Raw genomic sequence first — 14,641 nt, 5'->3', positions numbered from 1 at the left:
TTGAAGGAGAAATTCTCATGTTCCAGCACATCCTGGTTGCCACAGACGGCACGAGCTTTTGCGACAGGGCCATGAACAGCGCCATCGAACTGGCCTTCGAGCGCAACGCGGACGTAGTGGCGCTGCGTGTCGTGCCCCGGTATGCCATGAACTACTTTGATGGCGTCGTAGCGTTCTCGCCCGAGGAGATCGCAAGCGCCGAGGCCCGATCCGTGAGTCAGGCCGAAGGTGGGCTTCAATCCATGGTGGCGCGCGCCGAGGCCAGCGGCATACACCTGACGACGTCGATTGCCGTCTCGGATGGCGTCGCCGATGCCATCATCGCTGCGGCAAACAAGCACGGGAGCGATCTGATCGTGATGGCGTCTCATCGTCGATCCGGCTTTGCGCGCTTGTTGATCGGCAGCGACACGGATCAGGTCCTGGCGCACTCGAAAGTGCCGGTGCTGGTTATACGCTGAAAGGTGCCGCGATGAAGGCTGACACGAGATTCGTCGCCAGAGGGGCGCTGGAGTCGGTTTCCCTCCATCGACCTGTGTGCGACCTCCTCGGGTGTCGCTACCCGCTGGTGCTTGCGGGGATGGGCGGCGTTGCGCGTTCGGAGCTCGTGAGTGCGGTGAGTCTTGCGGGTGGATTCGGCCTTCTGGGCATGGTGCGCGAGACGCCGGCCTTCATCCGGCCTGCGGTCAGCGGGCATCCTGGTCATGTGCCAAGTGGGTTCCGCCGACGAAGCGAGGATGGCGCAGCAGGCGGGAGCGCAGGTCGTGGTGGCCCAGGGCTGCGAAGCCGGTGGGCATGTGCGGGACCGCCTGCCGCTAATCGAAGTGCTTCTCCAAGTGCTGGACGCGGTCGGTGTTCCCGTTCTGGCTGCGGGGCCTTTCAGACGGACACGACGTGGCGACCGTCCTGTCGTTGGGCGCGCAGGGCGCGCTGCTGGGAACGGCCCTCCTCGCGACCAAGGAGTCGTTCGCGCACGATTTCCACAAGCAGGCGATCGTTGAGGCAAAGGAGGGAGGGACCGTGTTGACGGACGCCTTCCACATTAACTGGCCACGCGGCGACATGGTGCGCGTGCTGAAGAACAGCGTGACCAAAGGGGAGCGCGGAGACCCTTTCTCGAGCAGCCGAACGCCCATTGGCGCCGAGCCGAAGCGCCCGATCTATCTGTTCAATACGGACTCACCTTTGAGGTCGACAACCGGCGGATCTGGAAGCCATGGCGCTCTACGCGGGAGAGGGCGTCGCACGCATCCGGGACGTGCTCTTCGCAGCCGAGCGCCTTCGTGACATCGCCCGCGATGCGGCCAAGGCGTTGCACGTCGCATTCGACGCTCCAGCGCTCCCCGTCGAGCTCTCGTCGCCTGTCTGCTAGGCGGTCGAATTGGACGGGGCGTACCTGGGCCAGGCGGAGCCGCAGGAAGTAGGAGAGGGGCTGCGACAGGTGCTCCAATCTGCCCGGCGCGACGAGGTCAGGTGGTGTGGCATGTTGATCAAGGCCATCCAGGCTCGGCGCGAAACGCCCAGCACACGGACCGGCGACTTCTTCGCGAAGACCATGGCGATCGATGGCTTGGCAGCGCGCCTGGCGTTCCTGAACCGCGGCCAGGAGTGGGTCGTCAGACGGCTGCGACACCTGATTCCGCGCTTGCCCGAGAGTCTGCTTCAGGAAGAATTGGGCGAGATGCTCTCTTCGCACGAGCACAACATCGCGGAAATGCAGAATCAATTGCTCGTCTTGGCGACCGAAGGGGATCGGAGCCGCACCTGATCTGACGGGCCCCGCTCAGCGCGCACGATGGTCTCTGCAGTGATGCAAAGGTCGCTATGGTCCTGCTGCTGCCCTTATCACAAGCGACTTTCAACGCTTCACGCCGGGTGATGCGGCGCAAGCTTGCAGCCTTCCGGCTGCGCGCCCAATGCCAGATAGCTCTTGAGAGCCGCAATCGCCAGTGGCACCGCTCCGAAGACGATGAACACCACGTCGCCCGGCATGCGCAGCCATTCAATCATGTGGGATCTTTCGCTGCCGATGTAGTCGAGGCTGCGTGCATGCCAGTACCCGTTCTGCAGCACGTCCCAGACTTGCAGCAGACCGCCTGGGAAGAGGCTCATCGCCACCATCATCGCCAGCCCGACGTTGGTGCCCCAGAAGGCGCAACGGATGTATTTCTCAACGCCCGGCCAGTCCTCATCGCGGCTCGTCTGCCTGAGCACGAACACCATGAGCGCGATCGCCAGCATGCCGAACACCCCCATCATGGCGGCGTGTCCGTGGTTCGGTGTCAACAGCGTGCCGGTTTCGTAGTAGCTGACGATCGGCAGGTTGATCAGGAAGCCGAAAATGCCTGCGCCGACGAAGTTCCAGAACCCCACCGCCATCAGGAAATAGAAGGTCCATTTGTGGGGAATGACCATCTGCTTGCCAGCGGCGTCTCGATCGCCGCGCGTGGTGCGAACGAAGTCCCACGCATCCAGCGTGAGCAAGGTCAGCGGCACGACCTCCAGCGCCGAGAACAGCGCCGACAGCGCCATGTTGACGTTCGTCTGCCCTGTGAAGTACCAGTGGTGTCCGGTGCCCATCAAGCCACTCAGGAAGTACAGGATCGCGTCGAGGTAAATCACCCGCAGCGCCACGTTGCGGCGGGTCAGACCCAGCTGGTAGAAAGTCAGGGCCACGACCGTGGTGGCGAAGAACTCGAAGAACCCTTCGACCCACAGATGGATGATCCAGAAGCGCCAAGTATCGACCACGGTGTAGTTGGTCTTCGCGCCGAACAACATCGCGGGGATGTAGAACACTGGAATCGCAAGCGCCGCGACCATGAACATCCGGACGATCGGCTTCGCGGCGGGCTCGGCCAGCGCGCTCGGGCGCACCAGCGACCAGAGCAGCGCGAACCAGGCGAACAGCCCAACGACCAGCAAAATTTGCCAGACGCGGCCGAGCTCGAGGTATTCCCAGCCTTGGTTGCCGAACCAGAACCACAACGGCCCGAGGAGCTGCGCGATGCCCGCCCATTCGCCCAGCAGGCTCCCGAAGATGACTACTGCAAACGCAGCGAACAGCGCATGAATGCAGCCCGTCAACCAGCGCGGTTCGTCCGTGCGCAGTGATCGACCCAGAAACAGTGCTGCGGCCACGTAGGCCGTCGCGATCCAGAAGATGGCAAGTTGCAGGTGCCAAGTGCGCATCAGGTTGCTGGGAAAGATGCGTTCGAGCTGGAAGCCGTAGAAGCCGCCCGGATCGGCGCGGTAGTGGGCGACGGCGCCGCCCACCAGCGCCTGCGCCAGAAGCAGGAGCGCCACGACCACGAAGAACTTCACGAGCGCGTTCTGCCCCCGACTGGAACGCCCCGGCAACATCTGCGGCTTGACGCTGTGGCCGCGTGTGATCCATCCCAGGTAGTCGAACTTCCCGAACGCCAGCAACACGCTGGCAATCCCTGCGAGCAGCACCATCAGGCTGATGGCGCTCCACAGCAATGCGCCCGAGATGGGGGTGTTGCCCACGCTCGGGTCGTAGGGGAAGTTGTTGGTGTAAGAGTGCTCTTCGCCAGGTCGTGCCGCCACGGATGCCCAAGCCGCCCAGGTCACAAACGCCGTGAACTGGCGCAGCTCGGCCGGGTCGGTGATGAGGTCGGCCTTCAGGCCGCCATTGCGTGAAGGGTCATGAAAATAGCTGGTCCATTGGGAGATTTCGGCCGTGAAGGCGGCCGCTTGCGCGTCAGTGAACTGCAGCGTCCCGGTGGCTTCGTCGTAGCGGTTGGTCTTCAGTGCCACCGCAGTCTCCGCCTGGACCGCCGCCGCCTCGCTTCGGTCCAATGCCCCGAAAGCCTTTCGGTGCCGCTCCTGCGCCATGGCTTCTGCCGTGACGAGTCCCATGCGGTGCAATGCGGAGGCCGAGTAATCGGGCCCGAGGTAGGCCCCGTGGCCCCAGATACTGCCATTGGCCATCAGGCCGTAGCGCAGGAATACCGCCTGCCCATCGCCGACGTCGTCCGACCCGAACAAGAACGCGCCTTGCGGGTCGACCACGCGTGCCGGAATCGGCGGCGCGTTCCGGTACGACAGGGCGGTAATCAGGATCAACCCGGCAAAGCCCAGGATCATCACGATCACGACGGCACGTATCCACCAAGGTGACAGCGCGCCGTCGTCTTCGTTAAACGGCTGCGCCGCGACGCTGCCGGTCGCGGTGCTCAAAGCGCCTCCTTCAGCAGGGTCAGCCGGATACTCTCGATCGCCCGCGACGGGGCGAGTCCCTTGGGGCACACCTCCGTGCAGTTCATGATCGAGCGGCAGCGAAACAACCTGTAGACATCGTTCAGGTCGTCCAGCCGCTCGCGCGTCGCGCGGTCGCGGCTGTCGGCGATGAAGCGGTCTGCCTGCAACAAGCCTGCGGGGCCCACGAACCTTTCCGGGTTCCACCAGGACGAAGGGCATTGGCTGGTGCAGCAACCGCACAGGATGCATTCGTACAGCCCGTCCAAGCGGTCGCGTTCCTCAGGCGATTGCAGTCTCTCTTTCTCGGGCGGAGGCTCGTCGTTGATCAGCCAAGGCTTGACAGAGGTGTATTGGGCGTAGAAGCGCGTCATGTCGACCACCAAGTCGCGAATCACGGGGAAGCTCGGCAGCGGGCGCAAAACGACCGGCTCTTTCAGGTCCCGCACCCGTGTGATGCACGCCAGTCCGTTGCGGCCGTTGATGTTGATCGCGTCGGAGCCGCAGACGCCCTCGCGGCACGACTTACGGATCGTCAGCGTGTTGTCTTGCGCCTTGATGCGCAGGATCACGTCCAGCAGCATGTGATCCTCGTCTCCAATGGGCTGCTCAAAATCCTGCATGTAGGGCTTGACGGCTTGCTCGGGATTGAAGCGATAGATCGAGAATTTCATGAACGTCTTTCAAGGGATGCGAGAGAAGCGCCGCGAGAAAATTTCACGCCCGAACCAGCCAGAGAATGCGAAAGACCCAAGCCCCTGCACCCAGCAGCGCGGTTGCGATCAACGCCAGAACGGCGACGCGGGCGGCAAGGGGCTTGACGTAGTCCAGCGTCACATCGCGCAGGCCGACCCATGCATGCATCAGCAGGGCGGCGAAGGAGAGGAGCGCGGCGACGCTGACGCCGGGATTGCCCATCCAGGCTCTCCAGGCCTCGTACGAAGCCGGCGGATCGACCAGGAAGTTCGCCAGCACGAAGCCGATGAAGGCCAGCATGAACACCGCGCTCAGGCGCTGCACCAACCATGGCGTGAGGCCGCCGAGGGGTCTTCTCACAGCACGACTCCAGCGGCCATCAGCGCCATGGCCACGCCGCCGACATTCACGGTCCAGGCGCTGCGGCGCGCGTCGGACAAGTGCGAACCGATGCCGATGTCCATCAGCATATGTCGCACGCCCGCCAACAGGTGGTGCGACAACGCCCAGATGAAAGCAATCAGCGCGAACTTGAACAAGCCGTTGCTCGCCATTCGTGTCAGGCGTTCGTACGACTGCGCGCTGTCGAGCGAAAGATGCATCGCGTAGAAGCAAAACGGGATGCCGATCGCCAGGATCACGCCCGTGACGCGATGGACGATCGATGTGAGCGCCCCCACCGGCATCTGAATCTGGTTCAGTTTGAAGAACACCGGTCGAGCCGGGGCGCGCCGGCTCATGCGGTCACTCCATCCAGCTTTAACAAGCCGACGCGCTGCCTCAACGCTGGCAGCAGTTCCTGCTCGAACCAGGGGTTCCGCTGAAACCAGGGTGTGTTGCGGGCCGAAGGATGCGGCAGCGGAATGAAATCGGGCGCGAACTCCCGCCAGGCCTTGACCGTCTCCGTGAGCGATGCCTTGCGTCGACGGCCCAGGAAATGACGCTGTGCGTACAGGCCAATCAACAGTGTGAGCTCGACGTGAGGCAGCCGGGCGAGCAACCCATCTAGCCACAGGTCCGCGCATTCGCGCCGAGGCGGTAGATCGCCGCCTTGCCCGCGCCCGGGGTAGCAGAATCCCATCGGAATGATCGCTACGTGGCGTGCGTCGTAGAAGCGGTTTTCGCAGAGGCCTGTCCAGTTTCGCAGCCGCTCTCCACTGGGGTCGTCCCATGGGATTCCCGACTTGTGCACGCGAACACCAGGAGCTTGGCCCACCACGAGGAGACGTGAGGTGTAGCCGGCTTGCAGCACCGGACGCGGCCCCAGCGGGAGACGGGCCTCGCACGCACGACAGCCGCGTGCAGCAGCCAACACACTGTCGAGGTCCTGGCTAGGCGTGATCGCCTCGAGCCGCCGCGGGGGCGCCGCCGCATTCATGGTCTCGCCCGATCCGGAGTTGACCCTACTGCAGGATACGTGACACGCAGGCCCTCGACTTGGGCGAACGAGGTGAGCGCATGCAGCTTGCGCCCGTGGAGCCCAAGGATGTCCTCCAAGCGTACGCCTCGCACCAGAAGCGCGTCGGCGATCAGCGAACGGTGACACCGCCAGGGGACAGCCTCCGCACACATCAGCGCACACTGCCGGGAGCGCGCAAGCGCCACGACCGCGTCGACGTTCGCGGCGAACTCTGGGGACTGCATGTAGTCCGCGTAACCCCTGAACGAGGCGTTGTGCCAACCGATGTTCGGCGAATCGGTGCGTGCGCGGCGCAGCCCACCCAGACCCGCCATGCGCGAATAGTCGATGCGCGCAACAGCGAGCGACCCGGGGAGCGTCTCGAGATTGAACTGAGGGTCGCGGCGCGAGCGCGGGATGGTTCTCACATCGATCACCTCGGCCACCTCATTCGACCACAGCAGACCGATGAAGTCCTCGATCGCCCGGCTCGAATGGCCGATGGTGAAGACCACCCCCCGCGCTTCCACGATGGACTTATCGTTCGCATGAACCTAGGCGCCATGAAGCAGCAACGTGACCAGCAGAGACGAGTCCTCGATGGCCAAGAGCGAATGCCTCACGCCCCCTGCCAAGCACTTGAGGTCGCCCGCTCGCATGATGTCGCGCGTGGTGCCGATGGAAAACTCGACGCTGCCTTCGAGGCATTGAATCGTGAACTCGCCGACCACCTTGTGCTCGGGAATCTCCTTGCCGGCGGACAGGACCATGCGAAACACCTCGAGGTGCTGCGTCTTGTACAGCGTGGCGCTTTGCGTCGCCCGTATCGCGTCGCCGAGTGGTCGGATGTCGATCATTTCGCCCGAAAGGGCATGGTGGATGGCCATTGCTCAATGCTCCTGACTTTCAAGATACTGTCACGTTATGCCATGGCGTCTGTGCGTTACCGCACACTGCCAGGAGGCATTCGGTCGAAGTATGGAATTGCCGCATTTCGTTGCGCGACAAAGAAACGGTCATAGGCGCCCGAGTCAACATCGGAACTGCATTTATAGACCTTATGAGCAAGATGCGCCACGCATGAAGGCGCGCTATCGGATGAGCCTGGATCGAACAGAAGAATGGCCTCATGGCCTTGACTCTGCTGGACATCTGGGACAAGAACCGGCGAGGCAAGTGACCTCGGCGCGGGGACCGCACGCGTTCGGTGCAACTGTGAGGGTATTTACTCATGTCATGACATATCCTCGTCATACAATGGTTTGCGAGCTTGGCTGGCGTGCGCCTGCCGAAGACGCCGCCGAGGCTGCGACCCTCGCCAAACGGCTCACTCGCCTCGAGACATCGCTTTTCGAGAACAACCTTGCAAGCATCAATTCACGGGCTGACCAACGCCGCCGGGTGTATTTCCACTGAACTCTTGCGTTCGATCGCTTCTTCGCCATCGCCGATGTCGTTCAGCTCGCACCGCGACATCGAGAAGGCGGCAATCCTTACCAAGGCAGGGCTCGTAATCGCATCTTTTCCCTTGAAGTCCGACGGTGCAGTCCTGACGGGACCCGAGAACGTGGCAAAGGTGCTGGCCGTGAACGCCTGCGCCACTGCAAGATCAAATGGCCCCCAGGCCGGCTAAGGACGCCGGGCGAGCCCTGCGGGGCCTCCGTGGCTTTAGGAGACTTTTGCACACAGAGGAAGCACGGTGCGATCGGGAGGCGCCTCAATTAGAGCCACAGCCGGGCTCATACTGAACCATCGGCACTGAGAGGTACTCATACAGTGAATGAACCGCATTCCTTCTGAGATGGCTGTCGTCGCGTCCGATGCGCTGGTGGTGTTCGGCGCGACCGGCAACCTGGCCCACAAGATGATCTTCCCAGCGCTCTACGCGCTGTGCAAGCGTCACGCATTGGCCGTGCCGGTGATAGGCGTGGCGTCGTCGCCGTGGACGCTGGAGCGGTTTCGTTCTTTTGCGCGGACCAGCATCGAGGGCGATCATGGAGCCGACGACGCGACTGCCCTCGAACGGCTGCTCTCTAAACTGCAGTTCGTGAGCGGGGACTACAACGACGCCGACACCTTCGCGACGCTCAAGCAGACGTTGGGTGCAGTCGAGCGCCCGGCGCACTACCTTGCAATCCCGCCGTCGCTGTTCGCCACAGTCATCCGGCGACTCGGCAGCGCTGGACTTGCCTCGAACGCGCGCGTGATCGTCGAGAAGCCATTCGGTCGCGACCTCGCCTCGGCGCGTGAACTCAACCGCGTCGCGCAGCAGGTCTTTCCCGAAGACGCCATCTTTCGCATCGATCACTTCCTCGGCAAGGAAGCGATCATGAACATCCTGTATTTCCGTTTCGCCAACTCCTTCCTCGAGCCGATCTGGAATCGCCACCACGTGGCGAGCGTGCAGATCACGTTGGCCGAGAGATTCGGCGTCGATGGCCGCGGCGCCTTCTACGAGAGCGCTGGCTGCCTGCGCGACGTGGTGCAGAACCACCTGTTCCAGATCGTCGCGCTGCTGGCGATGGAACCCCCCGCCAGCCGCAACTTCGAGGCCGTCCATCGCCACAAGACCGACGTGTTCGCTGCATTGCGGCCATTGGGGCCTCACGACATCGTGCGCGGTCAATACGCCGGATACCGCAGCGAGCCACAGGTCGCGGACGACTCGGACGTCGAAACCTACTGCGCCGTCAGGCTCTATGTCGATTCCTGGCGATGGGACGGCGTGCCCTGGTACCTCCGCTCTGGGAAGATGCTGCCCGAGAACGTGTGTGAGGTGATGGTGCGTTTCAAGCGGCCGCCGCAAACCCTGTTCGCGGACTCGGGGACCTCCGAGGACGCAAACTACTTGCGCTTCCATCTCTCGCCGCGTTCGATGATCGCGTTGGGAGCCCGCGTCAAGCGGGCGGGCAAGGCCTTCTTGGGCGATCAGCGGGAGTTTCGGCTGCTCGAGGAAGCACCGAACGAACAGAGTCCATATGAGCGGCTGCTGGGCGACGCGATGGCCGGCGACGACGCATTGTTCACCCGAGAGAGCGCTATCGAGGCGGCGTGGGCAGCCGTGGAGCCGGTGCTGATCAACCCTCCTCGCTCCCTTGTCTATGCAAAAGGCAGCTGGGGCCCGGCGGCGGCCAGCCATTTCATCGCGGCAGACGGGGGTTGGCACAACCCCGGACGCCCGGATTGACGCGATGCCTTTGCCCATCGAGGACTACGCGTTGATCGGCGACTGTCATACCGCCGCCCTGGTCGGCCGCGATGGCTCGATCGACTGGCTGTGCCTGCTGCGTTTCGATTCGGGTGCGTGCTTCGCGGCCATGCTCGGCCAGCCCGAGCACGGTCGCTGGCTGATCGCGCCCTGCGACGGTTGAGCAGGGGCGGCGCCGCTACCGCGATGCGACGCTGATCCTCGAGACCGAGTTCGAGACCGGCGAAGGCGCGGTGCGCGTGATCGACTTCATGCCGCGGTCGGACGAGCGCTGGGACGTGGTGCGCATCGTCGAGGGCCTGCGCGGTCGGGTGCGCATCCAGATGGAACTCGTCATTCGCTTCGACTACGGCTCCGTCATCCCGCGGGTTCGAAGGACGGGCGGCACCCTGCTGGCCACCGGCGGGCCGGACACGCTGGAGCTGCACACCCGCGTGGCCATCCACGGCGCGGATCTGAAGACGCTGGCCACCTTCGAAGTGGCCGTCGCACGAGCCGACACAACCGCCGATCGATGCCGAGCAGGTCTTGCGGGTGACCGAGCGCTGGTGGCTCGAATGGTCCGGACGCTGCATCGACCAGGGACGCTGGCGCGCGCAGGTGCTTCGCTCCCTAATCACCTTGAAAGCCCTGACCTACGAGCCGACCGGCGGCATCGTTGCCGCGCCAACCATGTCCCTGCCCGAGCAGCCCGCTGGGGTGCGCAACTGGGACTATCGCTACTGCTGGCTGCGCGACGCCACCTTCACGCTCAATGCGCTGCTGCTCGCCGGCTACACCGCCGAAGCAGTCGCCTGGCAGGACTGGCTGCTGCGCGCCGTGGCCGGCAGTCCGGTCGACATGCAGATCCTCTACAGCGTCACGGGCGCCCGGCGGATCGACGAGACCGAACTGCCCTGGCTGCCCGGCTATCGCGGGGCGGCGCCCGTTCGCGTCGGCAACGCAGCGGCCAGGCAGTTCCAGCTCGACGTGTATGGCGAAGTGATGGACACGTTGCATCTCGCGCGAGCCGCCGGTCTGACGCCGCCGCCGCATGCCTGGCAGATCCAGCGCGCGCTGCTTGCCTTCCTGGAAACGCATTGGCGTGATCCGGACGAGGGCATATGGGAAGTCCGGGGCCCGCGCAGGCAGTTCACCCACTCGAAGGTGATGGCCTGGGTGGCCTTCGATCGCGCCGTCAAGGACGCCGAGCGCAATGGGCTGGACGGGCCGGTCGAGGCCTGGCGGCGCACCCGCGATGCCATTCATGCGCAGGTCTGCGACCAAGGCTTCGACGCGAGTCGCAACAGCTTCGTGCCGCACTATGGAACCACCGAACTCGACGCCAGCCTCTTGCTCATTCCGTTGGTGGGCTTCCTGCCACAGGGGGGCGACCGGGTTCGATCGACGATCGATGCCATTCAACGCGAATTGATGGTGGACGGTCTGGTACTGCGATACCACACTGCCAGCGGCGTCGACGAACTCCCGCCCGGCGAAGGTGTATTCCTGCCCTGCACGTTCTGGCTCGCAGACTGCCTCAGCCTGGCCGGACGGCGCGCGCAGGCGGTCGCGCTGTTCGAGCAGCTGCTCGCGCGCTGCAACGACCTCGACCGAATGTCCAAAGAGCACGACCCCCGCACGCATCACCTGCTGGGCAACTTTCCGCAGGCGCTGACCCATATGGCGCTGGTCAACACCGCGCGCGTGCTGTCGCTGCCCCAGCGGCAGATCGAGGAATCGAGCCAGAAGGGAGAACGGCCCGCCTCGGCGGCGCCCCGCGGGCTCGCGTGAGTCAGAACAGCCGATACAGCAGCCACAACGTGATCGGCGCAACGCCGATTTCCCCGCTGACGATCAGGATGATGCTGAGATGCACAGGATCGATGCCCAGCCGGGTTGCGATCGGGAACAGGCCGGGAGCCAGGGTCAGGTTAGATGAGGGCGGCGACCGCGAAAAGGGTAGACAGAGGCAACCCCGGCCCCAGGGCGCCGGGCTCGGGCTGGCGATCAGCTGGCAGATCATGCGCCGATTGGGTGGGTCCCTGTCGCTGGAAGACAGCGTTGCCGGGTCGCGCTTCCATATCCGGCTGAAGATCTGCGCATGGGCCCGAACGCTGGTGCCGGTGCGGCGGCAATCAGGTGGCGGCCGCGCGGACTATCTCGCGACTCTAGGCGAAATTTAACTCATATTGTGATGAAATCTGAAACGACTCGTCATCCTGGGCGTGGCGTCAGCCGTTGTATTCCCTCGAGCTTGCGTCTCGGAACTCCTGGCGTTGTTGCGGCTGTGCGATTCACAAGGGAGGCTGATCATGGAGCTGGCGAAGTCGACGAGGTCGAGGGCATCTGCCGCGAGGCGGGACGACCCATGGGCGTCCGATGAGCGATCGTTCGATGAGTTCGGGCGCGCGATCGCCATCTGGCTCTCGGATGGAGAAGCCGCGCTTTCGCACGATGTCACGCAGCGCTTGCAGGCGGCCCGGTTTCGTGCGATCGCCGCTCGCAAACCGGAACTGCAGCGCGCGCGGCCGCCCATGGCCCGGCCCGGCTTCCTGACCTTCCTCCAAGGCAGCCAACCCTGGTTGCGCATCGGGATCGTTGCGCCGCTCGTCGTTCTGGTCGTGGGGCTCGCCTTGATCAAGGGAGAAGTCGACGAAACGGCTGCGCGACTGGAGGCTGAAGTGGATGCGCAGCTGCTCACGGATGTGCTGCCCCCGACAGCGTACATCGATGCCGGGTTTCACGAGTTCCTCAGAGCGACCCAGCGGCGAATGAACATGCAGCCGGAGTCGCCGAAGCCAAGCCCGGCCCAATCCCACGCTCGACCTGTTTGACGCACTGTTGGGAGAGCGATCGAGCGAGGCGCTGGTCGCCAGCAGGCTGATGGCCGAGAAGGCGTTGGCAAAGTCCTACGACATGCTGCGTCAAATCGACACGTCTGGGAAACCCCTGGGTGAGACGCTGAATCAGACTTCGGACGGGACGCGCTATCTGGAAAGCTTCATGAAGACCCCTTCTTCCCCATCGATTCCCCTGATCTCAGGTGTCGTGATCGCCTTGGTGGGAGTGGCGCTTGGCATCGCGGGCGCATGGCTGGTCGGGTTGGGCGGGAGTTGGTACTACCTGGGCGCAGCCCTGGCTTTGCTGGCAGTGGGTGGGCTCTTGATGCGTCGCTCCGCCATGGCAAAGAGCCAGCCGCGCAAATCTGAACACGCCGCAAAGTGGATAGGCTGCTCCCATGGGCGAGGACAGAGCCCGGATGACAGGAGCAGACGACATGAGCAAAAGACCCCGCCGCAATCACTCAGCGGCATTCAAGGCCAAGGTGGCGATCGATGCGCTGGCCGACGGCAAGACGATCGCCGAGGTGGCGCTCAAGCACGACGTTCACCCCAATCAGGTGACAGAGTGGCGACGCCAGTTGATCGAGCGCGCCGCGGGCGTCTTCGGGGGCGCGACGGCGCCAGAGACGCCGCCGGTGGACTTGAAGGTGCTGCACGCCAAGATCGGGCAACTGACACTGGAGAATGAATACGAAGGGACTTCCCACTTTCTGGTAGCGGCATCGAGTGCCAAGATTGATGTGCGGACGTCAATCTGAAACCTTTGAAAGGAGAAGCCCCATGAACGAGATTACACGAGTCGGTGTCGATCTGGCAAAGCAGGTCATCCAGGTTCACGCCGTTGATGCCGCCGGCAATCGGGTGACTGGCCGCACGCTGGTGCGCGACAAATTCACCGGCTGGTGCGCGCAACTGCCGCATGGCTGTCTTGTCGCCATGGAGGCCAGCGCCAGTGCACACCACTGGGCACGTCGACTCATTGGCATGGGGTTGGATGCGCGCATCATCGCTGCGCACTTGGTCGAGCCTTATCGGCTGCAGGGCAAAAGCGGCAAGAACGATGCCAACGACGCTGCTGCTATCTGCGAAGCCGCCAGCCGCCCCCATATGCATTTCGTGCCTGCCAAGAGCGTCGAGCAGCAAAGCATGCTGTGCATCCATCGCCTGCGCGAAGGCTTCAAGACCGAGCGCACCGCATGCATCAACCGCATCCGTGGCCTACTGGCGGAGTTTGGTCTGGTGTTCGGGCAAAAGCCCACGGTGCTGCAGCAAGCCTTGCCCGACGTCATCGAGGACGCGAGCAACGAAATGGCCACTCTGGCGCGGCTGGCGCTGCAGCGGGCCTGGGTGCAGTGGCAGGAGCTGAACGCGCATCTCGCTTGGTGCGACGAGCGCATTGGCGCCCACCTCAAAAGCAACGAGCAGGTGCGCGAAGCTGAACGGCTCATCGGGGTGGGGCCGGTGACTGCCTCTGCCGTCGTGGCCACGGTCGGAGACTTCAAGCAGTTCAAGAATGGCGCGCAGTTTGGCGCATGGCTGGGCCTGGTGCCGCGACAACATTCCAGTGGAGGCCAGTCCAAACTCGGGTCTATCACCAAGCGAGGCGAGACCTACTTGCGCACCCTGCTGATTCAAGGCGCGAAGTCGGCAGTGATGACGGCGCACCGGCGCGACGATCCGATCTCGAAGTGGGCGTACCGGCTGCGTGAGAAGTCTGGCTGGCAAAAGGCGGTGGTCGCGCTGGCCAACAAGAATGCGCGCATTCTCTGGGCCGTATTCGTGCGAGGCAAGGCATTCGATGCCCACCATGTGAGCGTGAAGCCCGGGGCTCTGATCAAAGCGTCCCCGGTCATGACAGCCACGCCGGCATAGTGCCGCCCGAACTATTGTTTGTTTCCTGCAAGACGTGAGTTCGAAGATGCATTGAACAGGTCAGACCGGCGGCGGGCAAGCTCGATAAAAAATCTGTCGCACCAAAGTTGGTGACGCCGAAGAATGAATGGAGCCCCGCTGAGCGGTTCGTATCTGGGTCCGCACGCGCAGAGCATGCAACAAGGCCGTCTGTAGATGTGCAGTCTGTTCCTCGTTTGATCGCGGCTTCAAATCACGCACTGCCAGGAATACCGCTTATCAAGGAAGAAAACCGAAAACCGTTGCTTGACTGTTTGGGAAGTCCCTGTAGATTTTTTGGAAGGCGCGCTCAGCAAGGCCGGTTTGCTGAGCGCAAAGCGATGATCGAGCGCGAACACGAACTGCCGATCAAGCGCCAGGCCGAGCTGCTGGGCATCAGCC

General features: G+C 63.6%; 16 protein-coding genes and 3 pseudogenes. 9 read left to right on the top strand and 10 right to left on the bottom strand.

The window, feature by feature from the left end:
- The first annotated feature begins 17 nt into the window (after positions 1 to 17).
- The 4 genes and pseudogenes from QZH52_RS35895 (at position 18) to QZH52_RS35875 (ending at position 1,768) form a co-directional block, all read left to right on the top strand.
- Entirely contained in the window at positions 18 to 461 is a 444-nt protein-coding gene (locus tag QZH52_RS35895; RefSeq protein ID WP_301816076.1) for a universal stress protein, read from the top strand.
- Positions 462 to 704: 243 nt separating this feature from the next.
- Positions 705 to 1,287 (top strand): annotated as a pseudogene (locus QZH52_RS35885) (nitronate monooxygenase).
- Entirely contained in the window at positions 1,217 to 1,372 is a 156-nt protein-coding gene (locus tag QZH52_RS35880) for a hypothetical protein (RefSeq protein WP_301816111.1), read from the top strand. The pseudogene QZH52_RS35885 and the gene QZH52_RS35880 overlap by 71 nt, the downstream one beginning before the upstream one ends.
- Before the next feature lie 9 nt (positions 1,373 to 1,381).
- Complete coding sequence (locus QZH52_RS35875) at positions 1,382 to 1,768, top strand: DUF6306 domain-containing protein (RefSeq protein ID WP_301816074.1); 387 nt, start codon at positions 1,382 to 1,384, stop codon at positions 1,766 to 1,768.
- A gap of 98 nt (positions 1,769 to 1,866) precedes the next feature.
- On the opposite strand, the gene QZH52_RS35870 is transcribed toward QZH52_RS35875, so the two are convergent.
- The 8 genes from QZH52_RS35870 to QZH52_RS35835 all read right to left on the bottom strand — a co-directional run bounded on the left by QZH52_RS35870 (position 1,867) and on the right by QZH52_RS35835 (position 7,918).
- On the bottom strand, positions 1,867 to 4,203 hold the full coding sequence (locus QZH52_RS35870; RefSeq protein WP_301816073.1) for a nitric-oxide reductase large subunit: 2,337 nt from the start codon (positions 4,201 to 4,203) through the stop codon (positions 1,867 to 1,869).
- Complete coding sequence (locus QZH52_RS35865) at positions 4,200 to 4,895, bottom strand: succinate dehydrogenase iron-sulfur subunit (protein ID WP_301816072.1); 696 nt, start codon at positions 4,893 to 4,895, stop codon at positions 4,200 to 4,202. The genes QZH52_RS35870 and QZH52_RS35865 overlap by 4 nt, the downstream gene beginning before the upstream one ends.
- Positions 4,896 to 4,938: 43 nt before the next feature.
- On the bottom strand, positions 4,939 to 5,277 hold the full coding sequence (gene sdhD / locus QZH52_RS35860; protein WP_301816071.1) for a succinate dehydrogenase, hydrophobic membrane anchor protein: 339 nt from the start codon (positions 5,275 to 5,277) through the stop codon (positions 4,939 to 4,941).
- The gene (sdhC, locus tag QZH52_RS35855) at positions 5,274 to 5,657 is read right to left on the bottom strand and encodes a succinate dehydrogenase, cytochrome b556 subunit (RefSeq protein ID WP_301816070.1); all 384 of its coding nucleotides are present in this window, start codon (positions 5,655 to 5,657) and stop codon (positions 5,274 to 5,276) included. Before sdhC ends, sdhD begins: the two co-directional genes overlap by 4 nt.
- Positions 5,654 to 6,295 carry a uracil-DNA glycosylase family protein gene (locus QZH52_RS35850; RefSeq protein WP_301816069.1) on the bottom strand — a complete coding sequence of 214 codons (642 nt, stop codon included), beginning with the start codon at positions 6,293 to 6,295 and terminating at the stop codon, positions 5,654 to 5,656. The genes sdhC and QZH52_RS35850 overlap by 4 nt, the downstream gene beginning before the upstream one ends.
- Positions 6,292 to 6,831 (bottom strand): DUF488 domain-containing protein, encoded by a 540-nt coding sequence (locus tag QZH52_RS35845; protein WP_301816068.1) that lies wholly within the window; start codon positions 6,829 to 6,831, stop codon positions 6,292 to 6,294. Before QZH52_RS35845 ends, QZH52_RS35850 begins: the two co-directional genes overlap by 4 nt.
- Positions 6,832 to 6,870: 39 nt before the next feature.
- Positions 6,871 to 7,203 carry a cupin domain-containing protein gene (locus QZH52_RS35840; RefSeq protein ID WP_301816067.1) on the bottom strand — a complete coding sequence of 111 codons (333 nt, stop codon included), beginning with the start codon at positions 7,201 to 7,203 and terminating at the stop codon, positions 6,871 to 6,873.
- A gap of 490 nt (positions 7,204 to 7,693) precedes the next feature.
- Positions 7,694 to 7,918 carry a hypothetical protein gene (locus tag QZH52_RS35835; RefSeq protein ID WP_301816066.1) on the bottom strand — a complete coding sequence of 75 codons (225 nt, stop codon included), beginning with the start codon at positions 7,916 to 7,918 and terminating at the stop codon, positions 7,694 to 7,696.
- Between the two features lie 178 nt (positions 7,919 to 8,096).
- On the opposite strand from QZH52_RS35835, the gene zwf reads away from it, so the two are divergent.
- Together zwf and QZH52_RS35825 are read left to right on the top strand one after the other, a co-directional pair.
- Positions 8,097 to 9,503: a glucose-6-phosphate dehydrogenase gene (gene zwf, locus QZH52_RS35830; RefSeq protein ID WP_301816065.1), complete on the top strand. Its 1,407-nt coding sequence runs from the start codon at positions 8,097 to 8,099 to the stop codon at positions 9,501 to 9,503.
- A gap of 4 nt (positions 9,504 to 9,507) precedes the next feature.
- Positions 9,508 to 11,297 (top strand): annotated as a pseudogene (locus tag QZH52_RS35825) (glycoside hydrolase family 15 protein).
- A 1-nt stretch (position 11,298) separates the two neighbouring features.
- Here QZH52_RS35825 and QZH52_RS35820 read toward each other — a convergent pair.
- Positions 11,299 to 11,529 (bottom strand): hypothetical protein, encoded by a 231-nt coding sequence (locus tag QZH52_RS35820; RefSeq protein WP_301816064.1) that lies wholly within the window; start codon positions 11,527 to 11,529, stop codon positions 11,299 to 11,301.
- Positions 11,530 to 11,818: 289 nt separating this feature from the next.
- Between QZH52_RS35820 and QZH52_RS35815 the strand changes: the two genes are divergently transcribed.
- From QZH52_RS35815 to QZH52_RS35805, 3 genes and pseudogenes are all read left to right on the top strand, one after another.
- Positions 11,819 to 12,340, top strand: a complete 522-nt coding sequence (locus QZH52_RS35815; RefSeq protein WP_301816063.1) for a DUF3619 family protein — start codon at positions 11,819 to 11,821, stop codon at positions 12,338 to 12,340.
- 443 nt (positions 12,341 to 12,783) lie between these two features.
- A pseudogene (locus tag QZH52_RS35810) lies at positions 12,784 to 13,041 on the top strand (transposase); the annotation flags it as partial.
- 88 nt (positions 13,042 to 13,129) lie between these two features.
- Complete coding sequence (locus QZH52_RS35805) at positions 13,130 to 14,221, top strand: IS110 family RNA-guided transposase (RefSeq protein ID WP_301816062.1); 1,092 nt, start codon at positions 13,130 to 13,132, stop codon at positions 14,219 to 14,221.
- A 227-nt stretch (positions 14,222 to 14,448) separates the two neighbouring features.
- Here QZH52_RS35805 and QZH52_RS35800 read toward each other — a convergent pair.
- Positions 14,449 to 14,641: hypothetical protein (locus tag QZH52_RS35800; protein ID WP_301816110.1), on the bottom strand; the 193-nt coding region annotated here is incomplete at its 5' end.

It is taken from the genome of Variovorax ginsengisoli, assembly GCF_030486595.1.
Lineage (GTDB): Bacteria > Pseudomonadota > Gammaproteobacteria > Burkholderiales > Burkholderiaceae_C > Variovorax > Variovorax ginsengisoli_B.
The sequence above is the reverse complement of the archived record's forward strand: the minus strand, read 5'-3'. Positions and strand labels throughout refer to the sequence as shown.

Bases quoted from the DNA above. Each gene is read 5' to 3' on its own strand.
- QZH52_RS35895 (WP_301816076.1), top strand. From the start codon at position 18: ATGTTCCAGCACATCCTGGTTGCCACAGACGGCACGAGCTTTTGCGAC.
- QZH52_RS35880 (WP_301816111.1), top strand. From the start codon at position 1,217: ATGGCGCTCTACGCGGGAGAGGGCGTCGCACGCATCCGGGACGTGCTC.
- QZH52_RS35865 (WP_301816072.1), bottom strand. From the start codon at position 4,895: ATGAAATTCTCGATCTATCGCTTCAATCCCGAGCAAGCCGTCAAGCCC.
- sdhC (WP_301816070.1), bottom strand. From the start codon at position 5,657: ATGAGCCGGCGCGCCCCGGCTCGACCGGTGTTCTTCAAACTGAACCAG.
- QZH52_RS35850 (WP_301816069.1), bottom strand. From the start codon at position 6,295: ATGAATGCGGCGGCGCCCCCGCGGCGGCTCGAGGCGATCACGCCTAGC.
- QZH52_RS35840 (WP_301816067.1), bottom strand. From the start codon at position 7,203: ATGGCCATCCACCATGCCCTTTCGGGCGAAATGATCGACATCCGACCA.
- zwf (WP_301816065.1), top strand. From the start codon at position 8,097: ATGAACCGCATTCCTTCTGAGATGGCTGTCGTCGCGTCCGATGCGCTG.
- QZH52_RS35820 (WP_301816064.1), bottom strand. From the start codon at position 11,529: ATGATCTGCCAGCTGATCGCCAGCCCGAGCCCGGCGCCCTGGGGCCGG.
- QZH52_RS35815 (WP_301816063.1), top strand. From the start codon at position 11,819: ATGGAGCTGGCGAAGTCGACGAGGTCGAGGGCATCTGCCGCGAGGCGG.
- QZH52_RS35805 (WP_301816062.1), top strand. From the start codon at position 13,130: ATGAACGAGATTACACGAGTCGGTGTCGATCTGGCAAAGCAGGTCATC.